Source organism: Amycolatopsis samaneae (assembly GCF_039541975.1).
Taxonomy (GTDB): Bacteria; Actinomycetota; Actinomycetes; order Mycobacteriales; family Pseudonocardiaceae; genus Amycolatopsis; species Amycolatopsis samaneae.
On sequence record NZ_BAABHG010000002.1, the window covers coordinates 420,515 to 438,914 of the forward strand.

The window sequence follows — 18,400 nt, forward strand, 5'->3', positions numbered from 1 at the left end:
TATTCTCCGCTCGCGAGTACGCATCAGGTACCACATTCCCCATTCGCCACTCCGGCTACACCAATCCGTGACACTTTGGTTTCCGTAAGGGAATCAGAATCCACCTCCCGGCGGTTTACGATTCCGCGGCGCGACGCGCGCATCGCACCGTGGGAAAGGCAGCGCCGGCCAGTGGTTCCACCGACAACAGAACCGTTGCTCCATCCGGAGTATTCCGGGTACCGCCATCGACGAATTCGCGTCGCGAGCGGGGTGACGACATGACCGGCTTCCTCCTCCGCCGCTTCGCGAACTACATCGCGTTGTGCCTGGTCGCGACGTTCGCGGCGTTTTCCCTCGCGTCGCTCGCATTCAGCCCGCTGGACGAACTGAAACTGCGGAACCCGCCACCCCCGCAGGCCACAATCGACGCGAAGGCCGCGGAACTGCACCTCACCATGCCGATCCCGGAACGGTTCTTCGTCTGGCTCGGCGACGTACTCCACGGTAATTTCGGCCGCACGGTCACCGACCAGCCGATCACCGACGAACTGTTCCGCCGGATGGGGGTCAGCCTGCGGCTGTTCCTGCTCGGCATCACCATCGGCATCATCATCGGGGTGCTGGTCGGCGTGGTCAGCGCCATTCGCCAGTACAAGATCAGCGACTACCTCGCCACGACGTTCTCGTTCGTGGTGCTGTCCACCCCGGTGTTCGTCATCGCGACGGTGCTCAAGGCGGGCGCCCAGTCGGTGAACGACAACCTCCTCGGCGGCTACCAGTTCTTCATCGTCCAGGGCGAGACCAGCGGCCTCGACGGCGGTTTCGGCGACGTCCTGCTCGACCGGCTGCAGCACATCATCGTGCCCACCCTGGCCATCGTGCTGACCCAGGTCGCCTACTACAGCCGCTACCAGCGCTCGGCGATGCTCGACGTGCTGGGCTCGGACTTCCTCCGCACCGCCCAGGCCAAGGGCCTCACCCGGCGGAAGGCGTTGTTCAAGCACGGCCTGCGCACCGCGCTGATCCCGATGGCGACGCTGTTCGCGTTCGGCTTCGGCCTGCTGGTCACCGGCGGCATCTTCACCGAGAAGATCTTCGGCTGGTACGGCATGGGCGACTGGCTGGTGACCGGGATCCAGAAGCAGGACACCAACATCGTGGCCACGGTAACCCTGTTCATCGCCGTGTGCGTGCTGCTCGCGGGCTGGCTCGCCGACGTGCTCTACGCGCTGCTCGACCCGAGGGTGAGGATCCGTTGACCGAGCCGTCCCCCACCGCCGCGGCCGCGGCCGGACGCGGCAAGCTGGTACTGCGGCGCTTCCTGCGCAACCGGCTCGCCGTCGCCGCGCTCGGCCTGATCGTGCTGTTCTACCTCGCGGCGTTCACCTACACCTGGTACGCGCCGTGGGCCTACGACGAACTGGACCCGGCGGCGAACCTGCTGCCGCCCGAGGGCAGCCACTGGTTCGGGACCAACCAGATCGGCGGGGACATGTTCGCGCAGACCATGCGCGGGCTGCAGAAGTCGCTGACGATCGGCCTGCTGGCCGCGCTGTTCTCCACCGGGGTGGCCTCGATCGTCGGCGCCGCCGCGGGCTACTTCGGCGGCTGGACCGACCGGATCGCGATGTGGGTCGTCGACCTGCTGCTGATCCTGCCGCCGTTCCTGATCATCTCGATCCTCTCGCCCGCGTTCCGGGGCAAGACCTGGTTCATCCTGGTCGGGCTGATCGCGCTGTTCCAGTGGATGATCACCGCGCGGATGGTCCGCGGGATGACGCTGACCCTGCGCGAACGCGAGTTCGTCAAGGCCGCGAAGTTCATGGGCCAGCCCGCCTGGCGGATCATCGCCAAGCACATCGTGCCCAACATGGCCTCGCTGCTGATCATCGACGCGACCGTCAACGTCGGCGTCGCGATCATCACCGAGACGTCCCTGTCGTTCTTCGGTTTCGGCGTCCAGGCCCCCGACGTCTCGCTCGGCACGCTGATCGCGAACGGCTCGGACGCGGTCCGTACCTTCCCCTGGCTGTTCTACATCCCGGCCGGCTTCCTCGTGCTCACCGTGCTCGCGGTCAACTTCGCCGGCGACGGCCTGCGCGACGCGCTCGACCCGTCCTCCTCCCGTTCCCGGCGCCGCGAACGCAAGCGCGTCGCCGCCGCCACGCAGAGCACTCCCGACTCCGAGACCGCCACCGCAGGAGCTGTCGTATGACCCCCACCCCGCCCCCGGCCACGGACGCGCCCGTGCTGGAGGTGTCCGGCCTCGACGTCTCCTTCCCCTCGGAGTCGGGCCGGGTGCACGCCGTGCGCGGGCTGTCCTACCAGGTCGCCGCCGGCGAGGTGCTCGGGATCGTCGGCGAGTCCGGCTCCGGCAAGTCGGTCTCCTCCCTCGCGGTGATGGGACTGCTGCCGCCGCAGGCGCGGATCTCCGGCTCCATCCGGTTCCGCGGCCGCGAGATCATCGGGCAGTCCGACGCCGAGCTGTCGAAACTGCGCGGCAAGAAGATCGCGATGGTCTTCCAGGACCCGCTCTCGGCGCTCACCCCGGTGTACCCGGTGGGCGCCCAGATCGCCGAGGCGCTGCTCGTGCACGGCAAGGGCACAGTGACCAAGGAACAGGCGAACCGCCGCGCGGTGGAACTGCTGGACCTGGTGGGCATCCCGAACGCCGCGCAGCGGGCAAAGTCCTTCCCGCACGAGTTCTCCGGCGGGATGCGCCAGCGCGCGGTGATCGCCATCGCGATCGCCAACGACCCCGACCTGATCATCGCCGACGAGCCGACCACCGCGCTCGACGTCACCGTGCAGGCGCAGGTGCTGGAGGTGCTCAAGACCGCGCAGGAGGTGACCGGCGCCGGGATCGTGATCATCACGCACGACCTCGGCGTCGTCGCCGGGTTCGCCGACCGGCTGATGGTGATGTACGCCGGGCGCGCGGTGGAACAGGGCCCGGTCGACACGCTCTACGCCCGGCCGCGGATGCCCTACACCCTGGGGCTGCTCGGCTCCATCCCGCGCGTCGACGCGCACGAGAAGCAGCCACTGGTGCCGATCGAGGGCCAGCCGCCGTCGCTGGTGGACCTGCCCGGCGGCTGCCCGTTCGAGCCCCGCTGTCCCCTATCCGCCGACGTCTGCCGGGACACCGAACCGGCGCTGGTCACCCTCGCACCCGCCGCGCCGGACGCGGTGGTCGACACCGCGCACCGCGCGGCCTGCCTGCGCCTCGACGAGGTCACCGCGCACCACGCCGACGCCGCCGAGGTCTACGGCGCCGAGGTCGTCGCGCAGGCACCCGCCGCCCAGGTGCCGCGTGCCGAGCGGGACACCGTGCTCGACGTGCGTGACCTGGTGAAGCACTACGCGGTCACCAAGGGCGCCGTGTTCCGCCGCCGGGCGGGCACGGTGCGCGCGGTCGACGGGATCAGCTTCGACATCGTCGCGGGCGAGACGCTGGGCCTGGTCGGCGAGTCCGGCTGCGGGAAGTCCACCACCCTGATGGAGATCCTCGACCTCGCCATGCCGTCCGGGGGCTCGGTCGCCGTGCTCGGCAAGGACGTCGCCACCCTGACGGCGAAGGAGCGCAAGGCCATCCGCCGCGACCTGCAGGTCGTGTTCCAGGACCCGATGGCGGCGCTGGACCCGCGGATGCCGGTCGGCGACATCATCGCCGAGCCGATGCGCGTGCACGGCCACTCCGCCGGCGCGATCGAGCGGCGGGTACCGGAACTGCTCGGCCTCGTCGGGCTGCGTCCCGAGCACGCCGACCGTTACCCGGCGGAGTTCTCCGGCGGGCAGCGCCAGCGGATCGGCATCGCCCGCGCGCTCGCGCTGGAACCCAAGCTGGTCGTGCTCGACGAGCCGGTGTCCGCTTTGGACGTTTCGATCCAGGCGGGCGTGATCAACCTGCTCGACGAGCTGAAGGCGAAGCTCGGGCTTTCCTACCTCTTCGTGGCGCACGACCTTTCCGTGGTGCGGCACATCGCGGACCGCGTCGCGGTGATGTACCTCGGCAAGGTCGTCGAGATCGGCGACGTGCGCACGGTCTTCGAGGCCCCGCAGCACCCCTACACCCAGGCGCTGCTCTCGGCGATCCCGATCCCCGACCCGGTCAAGGAACGCGAGCGCACCCGCATCATCCTCACCGGCGACCTGCCCAGCCCGGCGGACCCGCCCTCGGGCTGCCGGTTCCGCACCCGGTGCTTCGTGTTCCCCCAGCTGTCCGAAGAGGACAGACAGCGTTGTGTCGAACTGGAACCGCCGCGCACGGCCAAGGCCGACGACCACGACGTCGCCTGCCACTACGCCAAGACCCGTGAAGTCGTGTAGCCACACATCCGTTTGGCGGCACACCCGAAAGGAAGGCAACGCATGAATCGACGGAGAATGGCCGCACTCGTCACGCCACTCGCCGTTCTGGGGCTGGCCCTGTCCGCGTGCAGCGGCGGCGACAGCGCGAAACCCGGCCTCCAGGACGCCGGTAACCAGGCCGTGAAGACCGCCGACATCAACGAGACGGCGCTCGACAAGGTCAAGGACGGCGGCGACTTCAAGTGGCCGGTCGACCAGCTGCCGGACAACTGGAACCAGAACCAGGTCGACGGCACCGTGCTCGCCGGGCAGAACATGTTCGGCGCGATCTTCCCGTACATCTTCCCGCAGAACGCCGACGGCAGTGTCTCGGAGAACCCCAACTACGTCACCTCGGTGAAGATGGTCAGCACCGACCCGCAGGTGATCGAATACAAGCTCAACCCGAAGGCGAAGTGGAGCAACGGCAGGCAGTTCTCCTGGGAGGACTTCGCCGCGCAGGCCAAGGTGCTCAACGGCAAGGACCCGGCGTACCTGGTTTCGCAGACCACCGGTTACCAGGACATCGCCAAGGTCGAAAAGGGCACCGACGACCAGGACGTCAAGGTCACCTTCGCGAAGAAGTTCGCCGAGTGGAAGTCCCTGTTCTCCCCGTTCTACCCCAAGGAACTCAACGCGGACGCGGAGACGTTCAACAAGTCGTGGGCGCAGACCCCGGCGATCACCGCCGCGGCGTTCAAGGTGCAGAAGATCGACCAGACCGCGAAGACCGTGGTGTTCGAACGCGACCCGAACTGGTGGGGTGAGAAGCCGAAGCTGGACACCGTCACGTTCAAGAAGGTCGAGCGGCCCGCCCAGGCCGACGCCTTCGCCAACGGGCAGGTCGACTTCTACGACCTGAACAACGACATCAACGCGTTCAAGCGGGCGCAGGCCGATCCCAACACCGCCATCCGGCAGTCCACCTACCCGGACTACACGCACCTGACCCTGAACGGCGCCTCGTCCTCGGTACTGACCGACAAGGACCTGCGGCTGGCGGTCACCAGGGGCATCGACACCGTGGCGATCAGCAAGGCGATCCTCGGGCAGATGCAGAAGGACACCAAACCGCTCGGCAACCACATCTACCTCAAGGGCACCAAGGAGTACGCCGACAACTCGGGCCAGTACGCGCCCAACGCCGAAACCGCCAAGCAGGAACTGGACAAGCTCGGCTGGAAGCAGGCGGGCGAGCTGCGCGCCAAGGACGGCAAGCAGCTCAAGCTCCGGCTGGTCATCCCCGCCAACACGCCGATCAGCCAGCAGGCCGCGCAGCTGATCCAGTCCCAGCTGAAGCCCCTCGGCGTCGGTATCGACATCCAGGCCGTGCCCAACACCGAGTTCTTCAAGCAGTACGTCAACGTCGGCAACTTCGACCTGACGATCTTCCGGTGGATCTCGACCGCGTTCCCGATCGCCGGCGGTCAGGGCATCTACTACCAGGATCCGAAGAACATCGGCCAGAACTACGGGCACATCGGGAGCGACAAGCTCAACCAGCTCTACGACAAGGCCTCCCAGGACCTGGACGACACCCAGCGGGCGAAGGACCTGAACGAGGCCGACCAGGAGATCTGGGCACTCGGCCACCAGCTGCCGATCTTCCAGTCGACCGGGGCGTTCGCGGTCCGCAAGACGGTGGCGAACTTCGGTTCCCCCGGCTTCGCGAACCAGCCCTACGACTTCACGAAGATCGGCTTCGCCAAGTAACACCCGGTTCCGCCGGTGAGGGGAAACCTCCTCACCGGCGCACGGCCGGCCAGCGGATGGAACGATGAAACGCTTTCTCGGCCTGCGCCCGGTGCGGCACATCGCGGTGACCAGCGCGCTGGTCCTCGCGGTGTGCGCGGGCGTCTTTCTCGTGCAGTACCTGGAGTTCTCGCACGCGCGCGACACCCTGCGGGAGCTGAGCGCCCGCGCGACGGCGACCGTGGTGGGCACCGGCGACGACACCGGCACCGTCGAATTCCCCTTGCCCGGTGGCGGAAACGCGACGGCGACGGTCGCCCTCGACGGCTCGCCGCCGAAGACCGGGACCCGGGTTCCCGTCGGGTACGACCCGCACGAGCCCGCCAACGCCGTCATCCCCGGCGCCACACCGCTAGTGACCGCCGACCGCGCGTCGAGCTACGCGACCGCGGCCGTCGTCGCCGCGCTGCTCGTCCTCGCCGTCGACGCCGTGGTGCTGGCGACCCGGTTCCGGCGCCCGGCGGGCTCGGCGGCCCGGCGTGTCCTCGTCCGGCGGGTGAAGTTCCAGCGTGGGCTGGTGACCCGCTCCTGGCTGGAGACCGGGACCGCGAACCCCCGCTGGATCCCGGTGTACTTCTCCCCCACGCTGATCGGCCTCACCTCCCCCACCGAGGCGGAGGTGTACGGCGACCCGGCGCGCGACCGCCGCGTCACGGTGCGGATCGGCGACGAAACGCTTTACCCCGCGGGCGCCGTGCGGCACAGCGAGCCGAGGGGAAGGCGGACCGACAACCCGGCCGAGCCGGACGAGGAACGCCGCGCCGCCGCGGGCCGTCCGGTCACCCTCGCGCGGCAGTTCCGGGTGGACCTGCCCGTGCTCGTGCCCGCCCCGTTCGCGGGACTGTTCTGGGCTTTGGTGGACGGCACCGGCGTGCCCGGCTGGCTCACCGTGACCGCGCTGTTCGGCGCCGCCGGGTTCTGGTGGGCCTCGCTGCGCGGCTCCGACCCGTCCTGACCCGGCGCCGCGACCGAGGGACGCCCCCGGTGCGTTCGCCGCGCCGAGGGACGCCCCCGGCGCATCGGACGCACCGAGGGACGCCCTTGTCGCACCCGGCCCCGCCACGGTCCCGGACACGGCGGCCCCGGGCCCTCGCGGTGTCCTTTGTGGATTACGGCTCGGTGAAGGGAACTTTCGCGGCGCTGAGCGCGCTGAAGGTGGCCTTCAGAGCCCTGGCGCACACCCCCAGAGCAGCCTCTCCGCGAGACGCTATCCGTCCTCTGTGGACTCACTGCAGCAGGGCGACGCACTCCACGTGGTGGGTCATCGGGAACGCGTCGAAGGCCCGCAGCGCGGTGAGCCCGTAGCCGTGCCCGGCGAACAGGGCGATGTCGCGCGCGAGCGTCGCCGGATCGCACGAGACGTAGACGATCCGGTCCGGGGTGCCCGCCGCGATCGCGTCCACCACCGCCCGCCCCGCGCCCTTGCGCGGCGGGTCCAGCACGACGACGTCGACCGGTGCCGGCGCGTCGGCCAGCACGTGCTCGACCCGGCCCGCGCGCCAGCCGACCTGCGGCAGCTCGGCGAGATTCCGTTCGCCGTCGTTCACCGCGCGCCGCCCCGACTCGACCGCCAGCACCCGCCCGTCCGGTCCGACCTGCCCGGCCAGCACCGCGGTGAACAGCCCGACCCCGGCGTAGAGGTCCCAGGCCAGCCCGCCGCGCGGCGCCTCGGCCCACTCCCCCACGACGGCGGAGAGCGTCCCGGCCGCGGCCGGGTGCACCTGCCAGAAGCCGTGCGCGTCGAGCCGCCAGTCGCGACCGGCGGCGTGCTGGACCGCGACGCCACCGGTGAGCTGCCGGGCCCGGACCTTGCCGCGCACAGTGGACAGCTCGCGCACGTGGGTACGGCCGTCCCCGTCGGCGGTCACCTCCAGCTCGCTGGCCGGCCGCCAGCGCCGCGCCAGCACGTCGTCCAGCGCGCCGGGCACCGCGATCGGGCACCCGTCGAGCGGCACGACACGATGACTGTGGTGGGCGCGCAGCCCCGCCCTGCCGTCCTTGCCCGCGACCAGCCGGACGCGGCTGCGCCAGCCGAGCGAACCGCCGTCGAGCTCCTCGACGACGACCTCCCGCTCGATCCCGGCGACGCGGTGCAGCTGCTCGGCCACCACCGCGGCCTTGAGCTCCCGCTGATACGCCGGATCCGCGTGTTGCCAGTCGCAGCCACCGCAGGCACCCGGCGCGGCCAGCGGGCACGGCGGCTCGACACGCCGTGCCGAGGCCTCCAGCACGCTCACCGCGTCGGCCCGGCAGAACGCGCCGCCCTTGTCCTCGGTGACCTCCGCCAGCACCCGCTCCCCCGGCAGCGCGTGCCGGACGAACACCACCCGGCCCTCCACCCGGGACACACAGTGCCCGCCGTGCGCCACCGGGCCGACCTCCAGCTCCAGCGTGCGGCCGTACCAGCTGCCCATCATTCGGGCTTCTCCGTGGTCGCACCACGTCCGGCCGGTTTGGCGGGCACGGCGGCGTCCGGGCGCTTGCCGCTGGGCGAGAAGCCCCGCCGGACGTCGCCCGCCGCGGGCCGGGCCCTGCGGTCGCGGGCCACGGCCTTCACCGAGGAGGCCAGCTGCCACGGCACGCTGGCGACGATCACGCCCTTCTCGAACAGCAGCCTGCCCTTGAGCCGCAACGCGCTCTGGTTGTGCAGCAGCTGCTCCCACCAGCGGCCCACGACGTACTCGGGGATGAACACGGTGACCACGTCGCGGGGGTTGGCGCCGCGCACGCGCTTCACGTAGTCCAGCACCGGCTTCGTGATCTCCCGGTACGGCGACTCGACGACCTTCAGCGGCACCTTGAAGTTGTGCGCGTCCCACTCGGCGGTCAGTCGCCGCGTGTCCGCGTCGTCGACGTTGACCGTGACGGCCTCCAGCACGTCCGGGCGCATCGCCTTCGCGTAGGACAGCGCGCGCAGCGTCGGCCGGTGCAGCTTCGACACCAGCACGATGGCGTGGTTGCGCGAGGGCAGCACCGGCTTGGTGTCCGGGTCCTCCTTGAGTTCCTCGGCGACCCGGTCGTAGTGCTTGCGGATCGCGGTCATCAGCACGTAGATCGCCACCATCGCCGCGATCGCGATCCACGCGCCGAGCAGGAACTTGGTGATCAGCACGATCACCAGCACGGTGCCGGTCATGGTCAGGCCGATCGCGTTGACCGTCTGCGAGCGCCGCATCCGCCGCCGCGCCACCGGGTCCTTTTCCTTGGCCAGCAAGCGGTTCCAGTGCCGGATCATGCCGGCCTGGCTGATCGTGAAGGACACGAACACGCCCACGATGTAGAGCTGGATGAGCTTCGAGACCTCGGCGTCGAACGCGAAGATCAGCACCAGCGCGAAGGCGGCGAGGAACAGGATGCCGTTGGAGAAGGCCAGCCGGTCACCGCGGGTGTGCAGCTGACGTGGCAGGTAGCGGTCCTGGGCGAGGATCGAGCCGAGCACCGGGAAGCCGTTGAACGCGGTGTTCGCGGCCAGCAGCAGGATGATCCCGGTGGAGAAGGACACGTAGTAGAACGCCGGCGGGAAGTGCTGGAACACCGCCTCGGCGATCTGCGCGACGATGGTCTTCTGCTGGTAGCCGGCCGGGGTGCCGCTCAGCTGGGCCGCCGGGTTCTCCGCGAACTTGACGCCGGTGACGATCGCCAGGGTGATGATGCCGATCAGCATCGTCACCGCGAGCACGCCCATCAGCAGCAGCGTCGTCGCCGCGTTCTTCGACTTCGGCTTGCGGAAGGCCGGGACGCCGTTGCTGATCGCCTCGACCCCGGTCAGCGCGGCCGCGCCGGAGGAGAACGACCGCAGGATCAGGAAGGCGAACGCGAACCCGGTCAGCGAGTGCTCGGCGTGCAGTTCGAACCCGGCGCTCGCGGCCTTCATCTCGGTGCCGCGCACCACCTCGAACAGGCCCCACAGGACCATGCCGAGGATGCCGATGATGAAGCCGTAGGTCGGGATGGCGAACGCTTTGCCCGATTCGCGCACTCCGCGCAGGTTCAGCGCCGTCAGCACGCACACGATCACCAGCGCGGTGAGCACCTTGTGCTCGGCCACCCAGGGCAGCGCGGACCCGATGTTCGCGACGCCCGACGAGGTCGACACCGCGACCGTGAGCACGTAGTCCACCAGCAGCGCGCTGGCCACGGTGAGCCCGAACCTGCCGCCCAGGTTGGTCCCGGCGACCTCGTAGTCACCGCCGCCACTGGGATAGGCGTGCACGTTCTGCCGGTAGGAGGCGACCACGACCAGCATGACCAGCGCGACGGCCACGCCGATCCACGGCGCGAACGCGTACCCGGACAGCCCGGCGACGCTCAGCGTCAGGAAGATCTCCTCCGGCGCGTACGCCACGCTCGACAGCGCGTCGGAGGCGAAGATGGGCAGCGCGATGCGCTTGGGCAGCAGCGTGTGGGACAGCCGGTCGCTGCGGAACGGACGCCCGAGGACCAGCCGTTTCAGCACGGTCGGGAACTTCGACACCACAGAAGAGTAACGGCGACGCGCAGCGTCTCCATTGAGGGTGGCGGTGGGGAGGACGGTGGCGCCACCACCGGCCGCACAAGGTAGGTTCGGCGCTGGTAGATCGGGGGAACCCACCGGGGACGACCCGCGGGCGAGCAGGAGGGCAACGAGCGTGCACGTGGTGATCATGGGGTGCGGCCGGGTCGGCGCGTCCCTGGCCGCGGCGCTGGAGCGTCTCGGCCACGAGGTGGCCGTCATCGACAAGAACCAGCAGGCCTTCCGCAGGCTGAGCAGTGACTTCCACGGCCAGCAGGTCGTCGGGGTCGGCTTCGACCGGCAGGTGCTGATCGAGGCGGGCATCGAGCGGGCCGGCGCCTTCGCCGCCGTTTCCAGCGGGGACAACTCGAACATCATCTCGGCGCGGGTCGCGCGCGAGAACTTCGGCATCGAGCACGTGGTCGCGCGGATCTACGACCACAAGCGCGCAGCGGTCTACGAGCGGCTCGGCATCCCGACCGTGGCGACCGTGCCGTGGACGACCGACCGCTTCCTGCGCACCCTGCTGCCCGACGGCGTCGCCTCGGCGTGGCGGGACCCGTCCGGCAACATGGCGTTGCTGCCGCTGCCGCTGCACGAGGGCTGGGTCGGGCACTCGGTCCGCTCGCTGCAGGAGGCCACCGGCGCGCGCGTCGCGTTCATCATGCGGTTCGGCACCGGCGTGCTGCCCGACGCGAAGACCGTGGTCCAGGCCGACGACCTCGTGTACGTCGCGGCGCGGTCGGGCACGGTCGGCGACGTCACCAGCGTGGCCGCCCGCGCACCGGAAGACGAGGAGAACTGATGCGGGTCGCGATTGCCGGCGCGGGCGCGGTGGGCCGCTCGATCGCCGCGGAGCTCATCGACGCGCGCCATCAGGTCATGCTGATCGAGCGCCAGGCCGACCAGTTCGAGCCGCACACCGTCGAGCAGGCCGACTGGGTGCTCGGCGACGCGTGCGAGGTGTCGATCCTGGAGGAGTCCGGGATCGAGCAGTGCGACGTCGTGATCGCCGCGACCGGCGACGACAAGGCGAACCTGGTGGTCTCCCTGCTGGCGAAGACCGAGTTCGCGGTGCGCCGCGTCGTGGCGCGGGTGAACAACCCGGCCAACGAGTGGCTGTTCACCGACGCGTGGGGCGTGGACGTCGCCGTGTCGACGCCGCGGATGCTCGCCGCGATGGTCGAGGAGGCGGTCAGTGTGGGTGATCTGGTGCGGCTCATGACGTTCCGGCAGAGCCAGGCGAACCTGGTCGAGCTGACGTTGCCGGAGGAAACACCCTTGGCGGGCAAGGCGGTCAGCGAGATTTCGCTGCCGAGGGACGCGGCGCTGGTGACGATCCTGCGCGGCGACCGCGTCATCGTCCCGCAGCCGGAGGATCCCCTGGAGCCGGGCGACGAGCTGCTGTTCGTCGCCACCTCGGACGTCGAACCCGAGATCCGCTCCGCACTGGGCTACTGATCCCGGAAGTGCCGTGAAGGCCTCCTTCACAGCGGTGAGCGCTGTGAAGGAGGCCTTCACGGACAGTCGATCAGGAGTCGGCCTGGGTGGCCTGCGGTGGCGGGGCCTGGGCGTACTTCTCGCGCAGCCGGGCCTCGACCTCGGCGTCGGTCTCCGGCTTCGGCGCCTCTTCGGCGAGCGCCTTGAGCCGCTTGTCCGACCGCCGGACCGCCCACACCACGACGAGCAGGCCCAGCGCGTACAGCGGATAGCCCATGGCGATCTTCGCGAACGCCAGCCAGCCGGTGTAGTCCTCCTGGTAGAGCCAGCGCTGCACGACGAACCGGGCGGCGAACACGACCGCCAGCGCCAGTGTCGCGACGTCGTAGCCGAACCGCGAGTACCTGTCCTTGCGCCAGGCCTGGCCGGTGCCGTTGAGGAAGTTCCACACGACACCCGCGAGCGGCCAGCGCACCACGACTGAAAGCACGAAGACGCCGCAGTAGACCAGGCTGGCCCAGATCCCGAAGAGGAAGAACCCCTTCGCCGACCCGGTGCGGAAGGCGATGAACGCGGCGATGGCGACCCCGAAGAAGCCGGAGATCGCCGGCTGCAGCGGTTCCTTGCGCACGACGCGCAGGACGGTGATGGCCACCGCGCTGCCGATCGCGCTCCAGATCGCGACGGTCAGCCCGAAGATCGCGTTGGCGAGCACGAAGACGATCACCGGCAGCGAGGAGTAGATCAGCCCGGACACACCGCCCATCTGCTCCAGCAGGGTGGGCTCGGGCTTGGGACCGTCCTTCCCGGGCGCGCTGTCCCCGGGTTCGCGCTTCTCGGCGGGCGGAGCGGGTTCAGTCACGGCAGCTGATCAACTCACTGGGCTCTGGAGTTCGTAATACGGGTTGTACAGCACCTTCTGGCCGGCACGCTCGGCGAGCCTGCCGCGGACCTTGATGGTCCGCCCCGGCTCGATGCCGGGGATCCGGCGGCGGCCCAGCCAGATTAGCGTCACGCCCTGTGTCCCGTCGAACAGCTCCGCCTGCAGCGTCGCCGCCTCGTTGGTGGGACACAGCTCGACGCTGCGCAGTCTGCCGAGCACCGTGACCTCGTCGCCCGAGCGGCAGTCGCAGGCGCGCTGCGCCCCCTGCGCTTCGGACCTTTCGGACAGATCGTCGGCGTCGAGATCCTCGACGTCGCTGGTCAGCTTCCTGACCAACCGGCTGAAGTAGCCGCCGTCCTTGGCGGGCATAGTGGTGCTCCTGTGCTCCGGGGCCCCCGACGTGTTTCTTGCGGCCCGTGCGTCGTCCAGCGTAACCGCGTCCACGCCAGGGAAGCCGCTTTGGGCCAAGATCGCAACGTGACGTCCACTATCCCGCGCACGGCCGTGCTGCTGCCCGGCACCGGCTCCGACGAGGTCTTCGTGCGGGCGGTCTTCGCGCGCCCGCTGGCCGCGCTGGGCATCGAGCTGCTCGCCCCCGCACCGCCCCCGGGAAAAGCGCTGGCCGAGGGCTACTTCGCCGAGCTCGACCGGCTCGCCGCGGCACACGGACCGCTGCTGGCGGGTGGGATCTCGTTCGGCGCGCACCTCGCCGCGGAGTGGGCGGTGCGCGCACCGGGCCGTTGCCGGGGCCTGCTGGCCGCGCTCCCGGCCTGGCACGGCGCGCCGGGCCCGGCACCCGCGGCACTGGCCGCGACGCTCTCCGCCGATCTGGTGGCCAGGCACGGCGTCGAGGGCGCGCTGGCCCAGGCCGCCACGGGGAGCCCGCCCTGGCTCGCGGCCGAGCTGGGCCGGGCGTGGCGCCGACACGGGAACGACCTCGCCGCGAGCCTGCGCGCGGCGGCCTCCCGGCCCGCGCCTTCCCTTGCCGCGCTGGGTGTTTTGTCCTTCCCCGCCGGAATCGCCACCTGTGTCGACGATCCGGTACACCCGACGAAAGTCGCACAGGAGTGGGCCGGGGCGCTGCCGCGCGCGGCGGTCGTGGAGACGACACTCACCGCGCTCGGCACGGACCGCGAGTCGCTCGGCCGGGCGACCGTGCTGGCCTGGCTGCGCGCCGCGCGCGGCTGAGTCCGGGTCAGTCCGCCAGCGCGACGAACCCGCCGAGGCCGATCATCGTGGCGCCCGAGGCGACACGCTGGCGGACCCGCCGGCGGACGTTGCCGTCGAGCACCGCGCCGAGCCTGCCCGCGAACACCGCGACGAGCAGGTCGGCCAGCATCGTCATGGCGAGCGCGATCAGCCCGAGCACGAGGAACACCAGCGGCGCCGGTGCCCGCTCGGGATGCACGAAATGCGGCAGCAGCGCCATGAAGTAGAGCGCGGTCTTCGGGTTGAGCACCTCGGTCAGCACACCCTGGACCAGCGGCGAACGCGCCCAGCGCGCGGCGGGACCGGCGTCGCCGGATGCCTCGTCGTCACGGTGGCGGTGACGGATCGCCTGCAGGCCGAGGAAGACCAGGTACGCCGCGCCCGCCAGCTTCACCACGGTGAACGCGACCGCGGACGTCGCCAGGAGCGCCGAGAGACCCAGCGCCGCCGCGACGACGTGCGCCGCGGCGCCGATCCCGTTGCCGAGCACGGAACGCACGCCCTCGCGCCGCCCGCCCCGGAGGCTGCGGGCCAGCACGTACAGGATCCCGGGGCCGGGCGTCACCGCGAAGATCGCCGCCGTGCCCAGGAAGACCATCCACTCGGCGAAGTCGGGCATGGGTACGACCGTACCAATCCGCACCCCGGTTTCCCGCGCCGCTCAGTTCCCCCGGCCGCTCAAGCGCCCCAATGTGGCGTTCGGTGCGTCCAACGCACCGAACGCCACATTGGGTGCGTCCAACGCACCCAATGCCACATTGGGGCGCTCGTCCCCCGGGCACCACACCCGGGGGTGCGGCTCAGGCCTGGCCCTGCTGCTGGGCGGCGATGTGCTCGGCGACGGCGTCGGGCAGCGTGATCGTGAGCGGCGTGCGGACCGGCATCGGGGAGTCGCCCCGGTCGACGACCGTGTGCCGGACGATCTCGCGCAGCACCTCGGGCGCATGCGCGGCCTGCGACTGCGGGCCCGCGATCACCCCGCGCAGCATCCACCGGGGGCCGTCGACGCCGACGAAGCGCAGCGCGACGTCGCCGACGATGGCCGACAGCTCCATCCCCCATTCGCCGCGGCCGATGGTCACCTTCGCGCCGTCGGCACGCAGCTGCTCACCCAGTTCGTCGCTGACCTCGCGCCACAGCCCGCCGGTACGCGGCGCCGCGTAGGCGCTGACCGTGATCTGCCCCTGCTCGGTGACGACGTGCACCGCCCGCACGCCGCCGCCCTCGGGGTCCATCTCGACCTGGACCTGGGAACCGTCCGGCACCGGCACCTTCACCGAGCCGAGGTCGATACGGGGCAGCTCGTCTTCCTCGAAATCCGCGACGTCGAACGGGCCGTCGGACACCTCGGACAGCTCCGGCTCCGGTTCGTCGTCCAGCTCCTCGGCGAAGTCGTCCTCGACCTCGGGCGCGGCGTGCCGCCCGCCGGACCGTTCCCCGGCCCGCCGCTTGCGTCCGAAAATCCCCACTAGTTCTCCGTTCCTTCCCCCGCGCTGCGCGCGTCGGCTCCCAGTGTGGCGTGTCCACCCGTGGAGCCGTAGCCTCCTTCGCCCCGTTCCGTGGGGTCGAGCTCGGCCACCTCGACGAATTCGGCGTGTTCGACCCGCTGCACGACCAGCTGCGCGATCCGGTCGCCGCGGGCGAGCACGATCTTGTGCACCGGATCATGGTTGATCAGGCAGATCTTGATCTCGCCACGGTAACCCGCGTCGATCGTGCCGGGGGTGTTCACCACCGAGAGCCCGGCCCTGGCGGCGAGCCCGGACCGGGGATGGACGAAACCCGCGTACCCGGGCGGGAGCGCGATGGCGACGCCGGTGCCGACGACGCCGCGCTCTCCGGGCCCGAGCACGATATCCGAGGTGGTGACGAGATCGGCGCCCGCGTCGCCCTGGCGCGCGTAGGCGGGCACGGGGACGCCGGGGTCGAGACGGGTGAGGAGGACCTGAACGCTGGACACGGGCGGCGAGATTACCCTGTGAGGGTGCGCAACACCGTGAACCCGGCCGTGCCGGACGTCGTCGAGCACCGCGAGCGGCTCTATGTCCCGTGGTGGGGCTGGCCGCTGCCGGTACTGGGCGCGGTCCTGCTGGCCGCCGAACTGCACATGGGCTACCCCGGCATCCGCGCCTGGCTGCCCTACCTGGTGACGCTGCCGCTCGTCGCGGCGCTGATGCTCTCGCTGGGCCGGTCGCGGGTCCGCGTCACCGGCGGCGACGAGCCCACGCTGTGGGTGGGCGACGCGCATCTCCCCCTGCGGTTCGCCGGCGAGGTCGAGGTCCTCGACAAGGACACCAAGCGGCCCGCGCTGGGCCGCGACGGCGACCCGGCGGCGTTCGTCCTGCACCGCGGCTGGGTCGGCCCCGCCGTGCGGGTCCGGCTCACCGACTCGGACGACCCGACCCCGTACTGGCTGTTCAGCACCCGGCACCCGGAGAAGGTCGCGAAGCTGCTCCGCGCGGCCGGGGCCCGCTGACCCCGGACATGTGGAAGGGGGCCGACCCGGAGGTCGGCCCCCTTTGCCCAGCTCGCGCGCGAGCCGCCCCGAACCCGCCGCCGCGTCTGTCGTCCCCTGAAACCCGTACGAGATCCCCGTACCACGCCCGGACGTACCGGGCGCGTCGTGCTCAGGCGCAGTCGCGGCAGATCAGCCGGCCGCCGTTGTCCTCGGCGAGCCTGCTGCGGTGGTGTACCAGGAAGCACACCGAACAGGTGAACTCGTCCGCCTGCTTGGGCACCACCTTGACGGTCAGGTCCTCACCGGAAAGCCCGGAGAGGTCCGCACCCGGAAGTTCGAAGTTCTCGGCCGTCGCGTCCTCGTCGACGTCGACGACGCCGGACTGGTTTTCGTTGCGCCGTGCCTTCAGCTCCTCCAACGAGTCTTCGGCCAGCTCGTCGGCTTCGCTGCGGCGCGGAGCGTCGTAGTCGGTCGCCATGTGTCCTCACCCCTGCGATCAGCTTGTATCTGTCTTGCCCGGCTCCACGGGCGCGCCCGTGAGTCCGTCGTGCCGCTGGTCAACGTTCCAGCGCCCCTGTTTGTGCCCGGCCGCGCAGTGACCGAGGTAACTTCTTTTCAGAAGGCGGGCACGGCTGTTCCTGCGGCCGGAGCCCGGGAAGGGTAGCCCATCGCCCGGCGGCTTCCACACGGAGGCGAGCAATGCCGGAGAATCGTCACCCGACAGGGGGAACCTGCAGGTGGGACGCCCATCCTCCGAACGGGTTGCCCCTGCGTCGGGAACCTCACCGGGCGGCCGTGTCCGCTTGCCCCGGCGGGTACCCGCGTGGTGCTATCCGAAGACAGGGGACGAGGTTCCGGGCCCGCCCGGAACGCGACGGGGAACACAAAACAAGGCGCGGGTGCCGCGGGAGTGACCCGAACCCACAGGCGTCGGCTGTAACGCTTAAGCTGATCAGCCGCGAAGGTGTCTGTGACCGCTGTGTGTGCTCACCGGCGGGTGACTACTACACCGATCGGGTTCCGGGTTCGGGAAGGGACGGGGACAGGTGGCGTCGGGGAGCGGCTCGAGCGGTTCAGCGGACCGTAAGGCGAAGCCGTATCGCAAGCACCGGCCGTTGCCGGCGCTCATCGTCATCGGCGTGCTGGCGCTCGGCGCGGTGATCGTGTGGGTCAACGCCGTGGTCGGCAAGGGCGACATCGACGCCGTGGTCCGCTGTGACCCGGCCGCGAGCCCACCGCCGGGCACCACGTTCACCCCGCTCCCGCACGACGCGCTGGACGACCGCACCCCGGTGCCGCCGGACAAGATCTCGATGCGCGTGCTCAACGCCAGCTCCGTGCGCGGCCTGGCCGCCATCACCACCGCGGGGCTCAAGGACCTCGGCTTCAGCGGTGCCGGCGAGCCCGCCGAGGACCCGGCCTACGACAAGCGCGAGGCCAAGTGCCGCGGCCAGATCCGCTTCGGCGAGAACGGGAGCGCCGCGGCCCGCACCCTCAGCCTCGCGGTGCCGTGCGCCGAGCTGATCCAGGACAACCGCAAGGACGCCAGCGTCGACCTGGCCACCGGCAAGAACTTCGGTGACCTCCGGCCGACCCCGCAGGCCCGGCAGATCCTCCAGCAGCTCACCACCTGGTCCCAGCAGCACCAGGGCGGCGGCGGGGGCGAACAGGCCACCGGCGCCCAGGCCCCGGTGGTCGACCAGACCCTGCTGGCCTCCGCCCGCGACGTCACCTGCTGACCCGCCCCTCCAGGCACACCCCGGCGCGCCCGGCCCCCGTCCGTCCCCGAAGGTCCGTGGGGGCCTCCTTGAGGGACTCCAGGTCCCTCAAGGAG

Annotated in this window: 18 protein-coding genes; 10 read left to right on the forward strand and 8 right to left on the reverse strand. The window is 70.7% G+C overall.

Annotated features, from left to right (window positions below):
• Nucleotides 1-260 precede the first annotated feature (260 nt).
• The 5 genes from ABD987_RS05100 (at nt 261) to ABD987_RS05120 (ending at nt 7,039) form a co-directional block, all read left to right on the forward strand.
• On the forward strand, nt 261-1,241 hold the full coding sequence (locus ABD987_RS05100; RefSeq protein ID WP_345387445.1) for an ABC transporter permease: 981 nt from the start codon (nt 261-263) through the stop codon (nt 1,239-1,241).
• Entirely contained in the window at nt 1,238-2,197 is a 960-nt protein-coding gene (locus tag ABD987_RS05105) for an ABC transporter permease (protein WP_345387447.1), read from the forward strand. The genes ABD987_RS05100 and ABD987_RS05105 overlap by 4 nt, the downstream gene beginning before the upstream one ends.
• Nucleotides 2,194-4,311: an ABC transporter ATP-binding protein gene (locus ABD987_RS05110; RefSeq protein WP_345387449.1), complete on the forward strand. Its 2,118-nt coding sequence runs from the start codon at nt 2,194-2,196 to the stop codon at nt 4,309-4,311. The genes ABD987_RS05105 and ABD987_RS05110 overlap by 4 nt, the downstream gene beginning before the upstream one ends.
• Before the next feature lie 42 nt (nt 4,312-4,353).
• Nucleotides 4,354-6,045 (forward strand): ABC transporter family substrate-binding protein, encoded by a 1,692-nt coding sequence (locus tag ABD987_RS05115; RefSeq protein ID WP_345387451.1) that lies wholly within the window; start codon nt 4,354-4,356, stop codon nt 6,043-6,045.
• 64 nt (nt 6,046-6,109) lie between these two features.
• On the forward strand, nt 6,110-7,039 hold the full coding sequence (locus ABD987_RS05120) for a hypothetical protein (protein ID WP_345387453.1): 930 nt from the start codon (nt 6,110-6,112) through the stop codon (nt 7,037-7,039).
• 271 nt (nt 7,040-7,310) lie between these two features.
• On the opposite strand, the gene ABD987_RS05125 is transcribed toward ABD987_RS05120, so the two are convergent.
• Both ABD987_RS05125 and ABD987_RS05130 read right to left on the reverse strand, forming a co-directional pair.
• On the reverse strand, nt 7,311-8,498 hold the full coding sequence (locus ABD987_RS05125; RefSeq protein WP_345388257.1) for a class I SAM-dependent RNA methyltransferase: 1,188 nt from the start codon (nt 8,496-8,498) through the stop codon (nt 7,311-7,313).
• On the reverse strand, nt 8,498-10,558 hold the full coding sequence (locus tag ABD987_RS05130; RefSeq protein WP_345387455.1) for an APC family permease: 2,061 nt from the start codon (nt 10,556-10,558) through the stop codon (nt 8,498-8,500). Before ABD987_RS05130 ends, ABD987_RS05125 begins: the two co-directional genes overlap by 1 nt.
• A 154-nt stretch (nt 10,559-10,712) precedes the next feature.
• Between ABD987_RS05130 and ABD987_RS05135 the strand changes: the two genes are divergently transcribed.
• Both ABD987_RS05135 and ABD987_RS05140 read left to right on the forward strand, forming a co-directional pair.
• The gene (locus ABD987_RS05135) at nt 10,713-11,381 is read left to right on the forward strand and encodes a potassium channel family protein (RefSeq protein ID WP_378214041.1); all 669 of its coding nucleotides are present in this window, start codon (nt 10,713-10,715) and stop codon (nt 11,379-11,381) included.
• Nucleotides 11,381-12,037, forward strand: coding sequence for a potassium channel family protein (locus tag ABD987_RS05140; RefSeq protein ID WP_345387459.1), 657 nt, complete (start codon nt 11,381-11,383; stop codon nt 12,035-12,037). The genes ABD987_RS05135 and ABD987_RS05140 overlap by 1 nt, the downstream gene beginning before the upstream one ends.
• Nucleotides 12,038-12,107: 70 nt before the next feature.
• Here ABD987_RS05140 and ABD987_RS05145 read toward each other — a convergent pair whose 3' ends face one another.
• Nucleotides 12,108-12,878 carry a DUF3159 domain-containing protein gene (locus tag ABD987_RS05145; RefSeq protein ID WP_378214042.1) on the reverse strand — a complete coding sequence of 257 codons (771 nt, stop codon included), beginning with the start codon at nt 12,876-12,878 and terminating at the stop codon, nt 12,108-12,110.
• Nucleotides 12,879-12,887: 9 nt separating this feature from the next.
• Nucleotides 12,888-13,268: an OB-fold nucleic acid binding domain-containing protein gene (locus ABD987_RS05150; RefSeq protein WP_345387461.1), complete on the reverse strand. Its 381-nt coding sequence runs from the start codon at nt 13,266-13,268 to the stop codon at nt 12,888-12,890.
• A gap of 108 nt (nt 13,269-13,376) precedes the next feature.
• Between ABD987_RS05150 and ABD987_RS05155 the strand changes: the two genes are divergently transcribed.
• Nucleotides 13,377-14,087 carry an alpha/beta hydrolase gene (locus ABD987_RS05155; protein ID WP_345387463.1) on the forward strand — a complete coding sequence of 237 codons (711 nt, stop codon included), beginning with the start codon at nt 13,377-13,379 and terminating at the stop codon, nt 14,085-14,087.
• A 7-nt stretch (nt 14,088-14,094) separates the two neighbouring features.
• Here ABD987_RS05155 and ABD987_RS05160 read toward each other — a convergent pair whose 3' ends face one another.
• From ABD987_RS05160 to dut, 3 genes are all read right to left on the reverse strand, one after another.
• Nucleotides 14,095-14,727 carry a LysE family translocator gene (locus ABD987_RS05160; protein ID WP_345387465.1) on the reverse strand — a complete coding sequence of 211 codons (633 nt, stop codon included), beginning with the start codon at nt 14,725-14,727 and terminating at the stop codon, nt 14,095-14,097.
• A gap of 181 nt (nt 14,728-14,908) precedes the next feature.
• On the reverse strand, nt 14,909-15,577 hold the full coding sequence (locus tag ABD987_RS05165) for a DUF3710 domain-containing protein (protein WP_345387467.1): 669 nt from the start codon (nt 15,575-15,577) through the stop codon (nt 14,909-14,911).
• Nucleotides 15,577-16,068 (reverse strand): dUTP diphosphatase, encoded by a 492-nt coding sequence (gene dut / locus ABD987_RS05170; protein WP_345387469.1) that lies wholly within the window; start codon nt 16,066-16,068, stop codon nt 15,577-15,579. Before dut ends, ABD987_RS05165 begins: the two co-directional genes overlap by 1 nt.
• Before the next feature lie 24 nt (nt 16,069-16,092).
• On the opposite strand from dut, the gene ABD987_RS05175 reads away from it, so the two are divergent.
• Nucleotides 16,093-16,584: a DUF3093 domain-containing protein gene (locus tag ABD987_RS05175; protein WP_345387471.1), complete on the forward strand. Its 492-nt coding sequence runs from the start codon at nt 16,093-16,095 to the stop codon at nt 16,582-16,584.
• Nucleotides 16,585-16,735: 151 nt separating this feature from the next.
• Here the strand turns inward: ABD987_RS05175 and ABD987_RS05180 are convergent, their stop codons facing one another.
• On the reverse strand, nt 16,736-17,044 hold the full coding sequence (locus ABD987_RS05180) for a DUF4193 domain-containing protein (protein WP_345387473.1): 309 nt from the start codon (nt 17,042-17,044) through the stop codon (nt 16,736-16,738).
• A gap of 568 nt (nt 17,045-17,612) precedes the next feature.
• On the opposite strand from ABD987_RS05180, the gene cei reads away from it, so the two are divergent.
• Nucleotides 17,613-18,305, forward strand: a complete 693-nt coding sequence (gene cei, locus ABD987_RS05185; protein WP_345387475.1) for an envelope integrity protein Cei — start codon at nt 17,613-17,615, stop codon at nt 18,303-18,305.
• The last annotated feature ends 95 nt before the right edge of the window (nt 18,306-18,400 follow it).

What these genes read in the sequence shown, in the direction of transcription:
- ABD987_RS05100 (WP_345387445.1), top strand. Translation starts at nt 261, where the DNA reads ATGACCGGCTTCCTCCTCCGCCGCTTCGCGAACTACATCGCGTTGTGC.
- ABD987_RS05110 (WP_345387449.1), top strand. Translation starts at nt 2,194, where the DNA reads ATGACCCCCACCCCGCCCCCGGCCACGGACGCGCCCGTGCTGGAGGTG.
- ABD987_RS05115 (WP_345387451.1), top strand. Translation starts at nt 4,354, where the DNA reads ATGAATCGACGGAGAATGGCCGCACTCGTCACGCCACTCGCCGTTCTG.
- ABD987_RS05120 (WP_345387453.1), top strand. Translation starts at nt 6,110, where the DNA reads ATGAAACGCTTTCTCGGCCTGCGCCCGGTGCGGCACATCGCGGTGACC.
- ABD987_RS05125 (WP_345388257.1), bottom strand. Translation starts at nt 8,498, where the DNA reads ATGGGCAGCTGGTACGGCCGCACGCTGGAGCTGGAGGTCGGCCCGGTG.
- ABD987_RS05140 (WP_345387459.1), top strand. Translation starts at nt 11,381, where the DNA reads ATGCGGGTCGCGATTGCCGGCGCGGGCGCGGTGGGCCGCTCGATCGCC.
- ABD987_RS05150 (WP_345387461.1), bottom strand. Translation starts at nt 13,268, where the DNA reads ATGCCCGCCAAGGACGGCGGCTACTTCAGCCGGTTGGTCAGGAAGCTG.
- ABD987_RS05160 (WP_345387465.1), bottom strand. Translation starts at nt 14,727, where the DNA reads ATGCCCGACTTCGCCGAGTGGATGGTCTTCCTGGGCACGGCGGCGATC.
- ABD987_RS05180 (WP_345387473.1), bottom strand. Translation starts at nt 17,044, where the DNA reads ATGGCGACCGACTACGACGCTCCGCGCCGCAGCGAAGCCGACGAGCTG.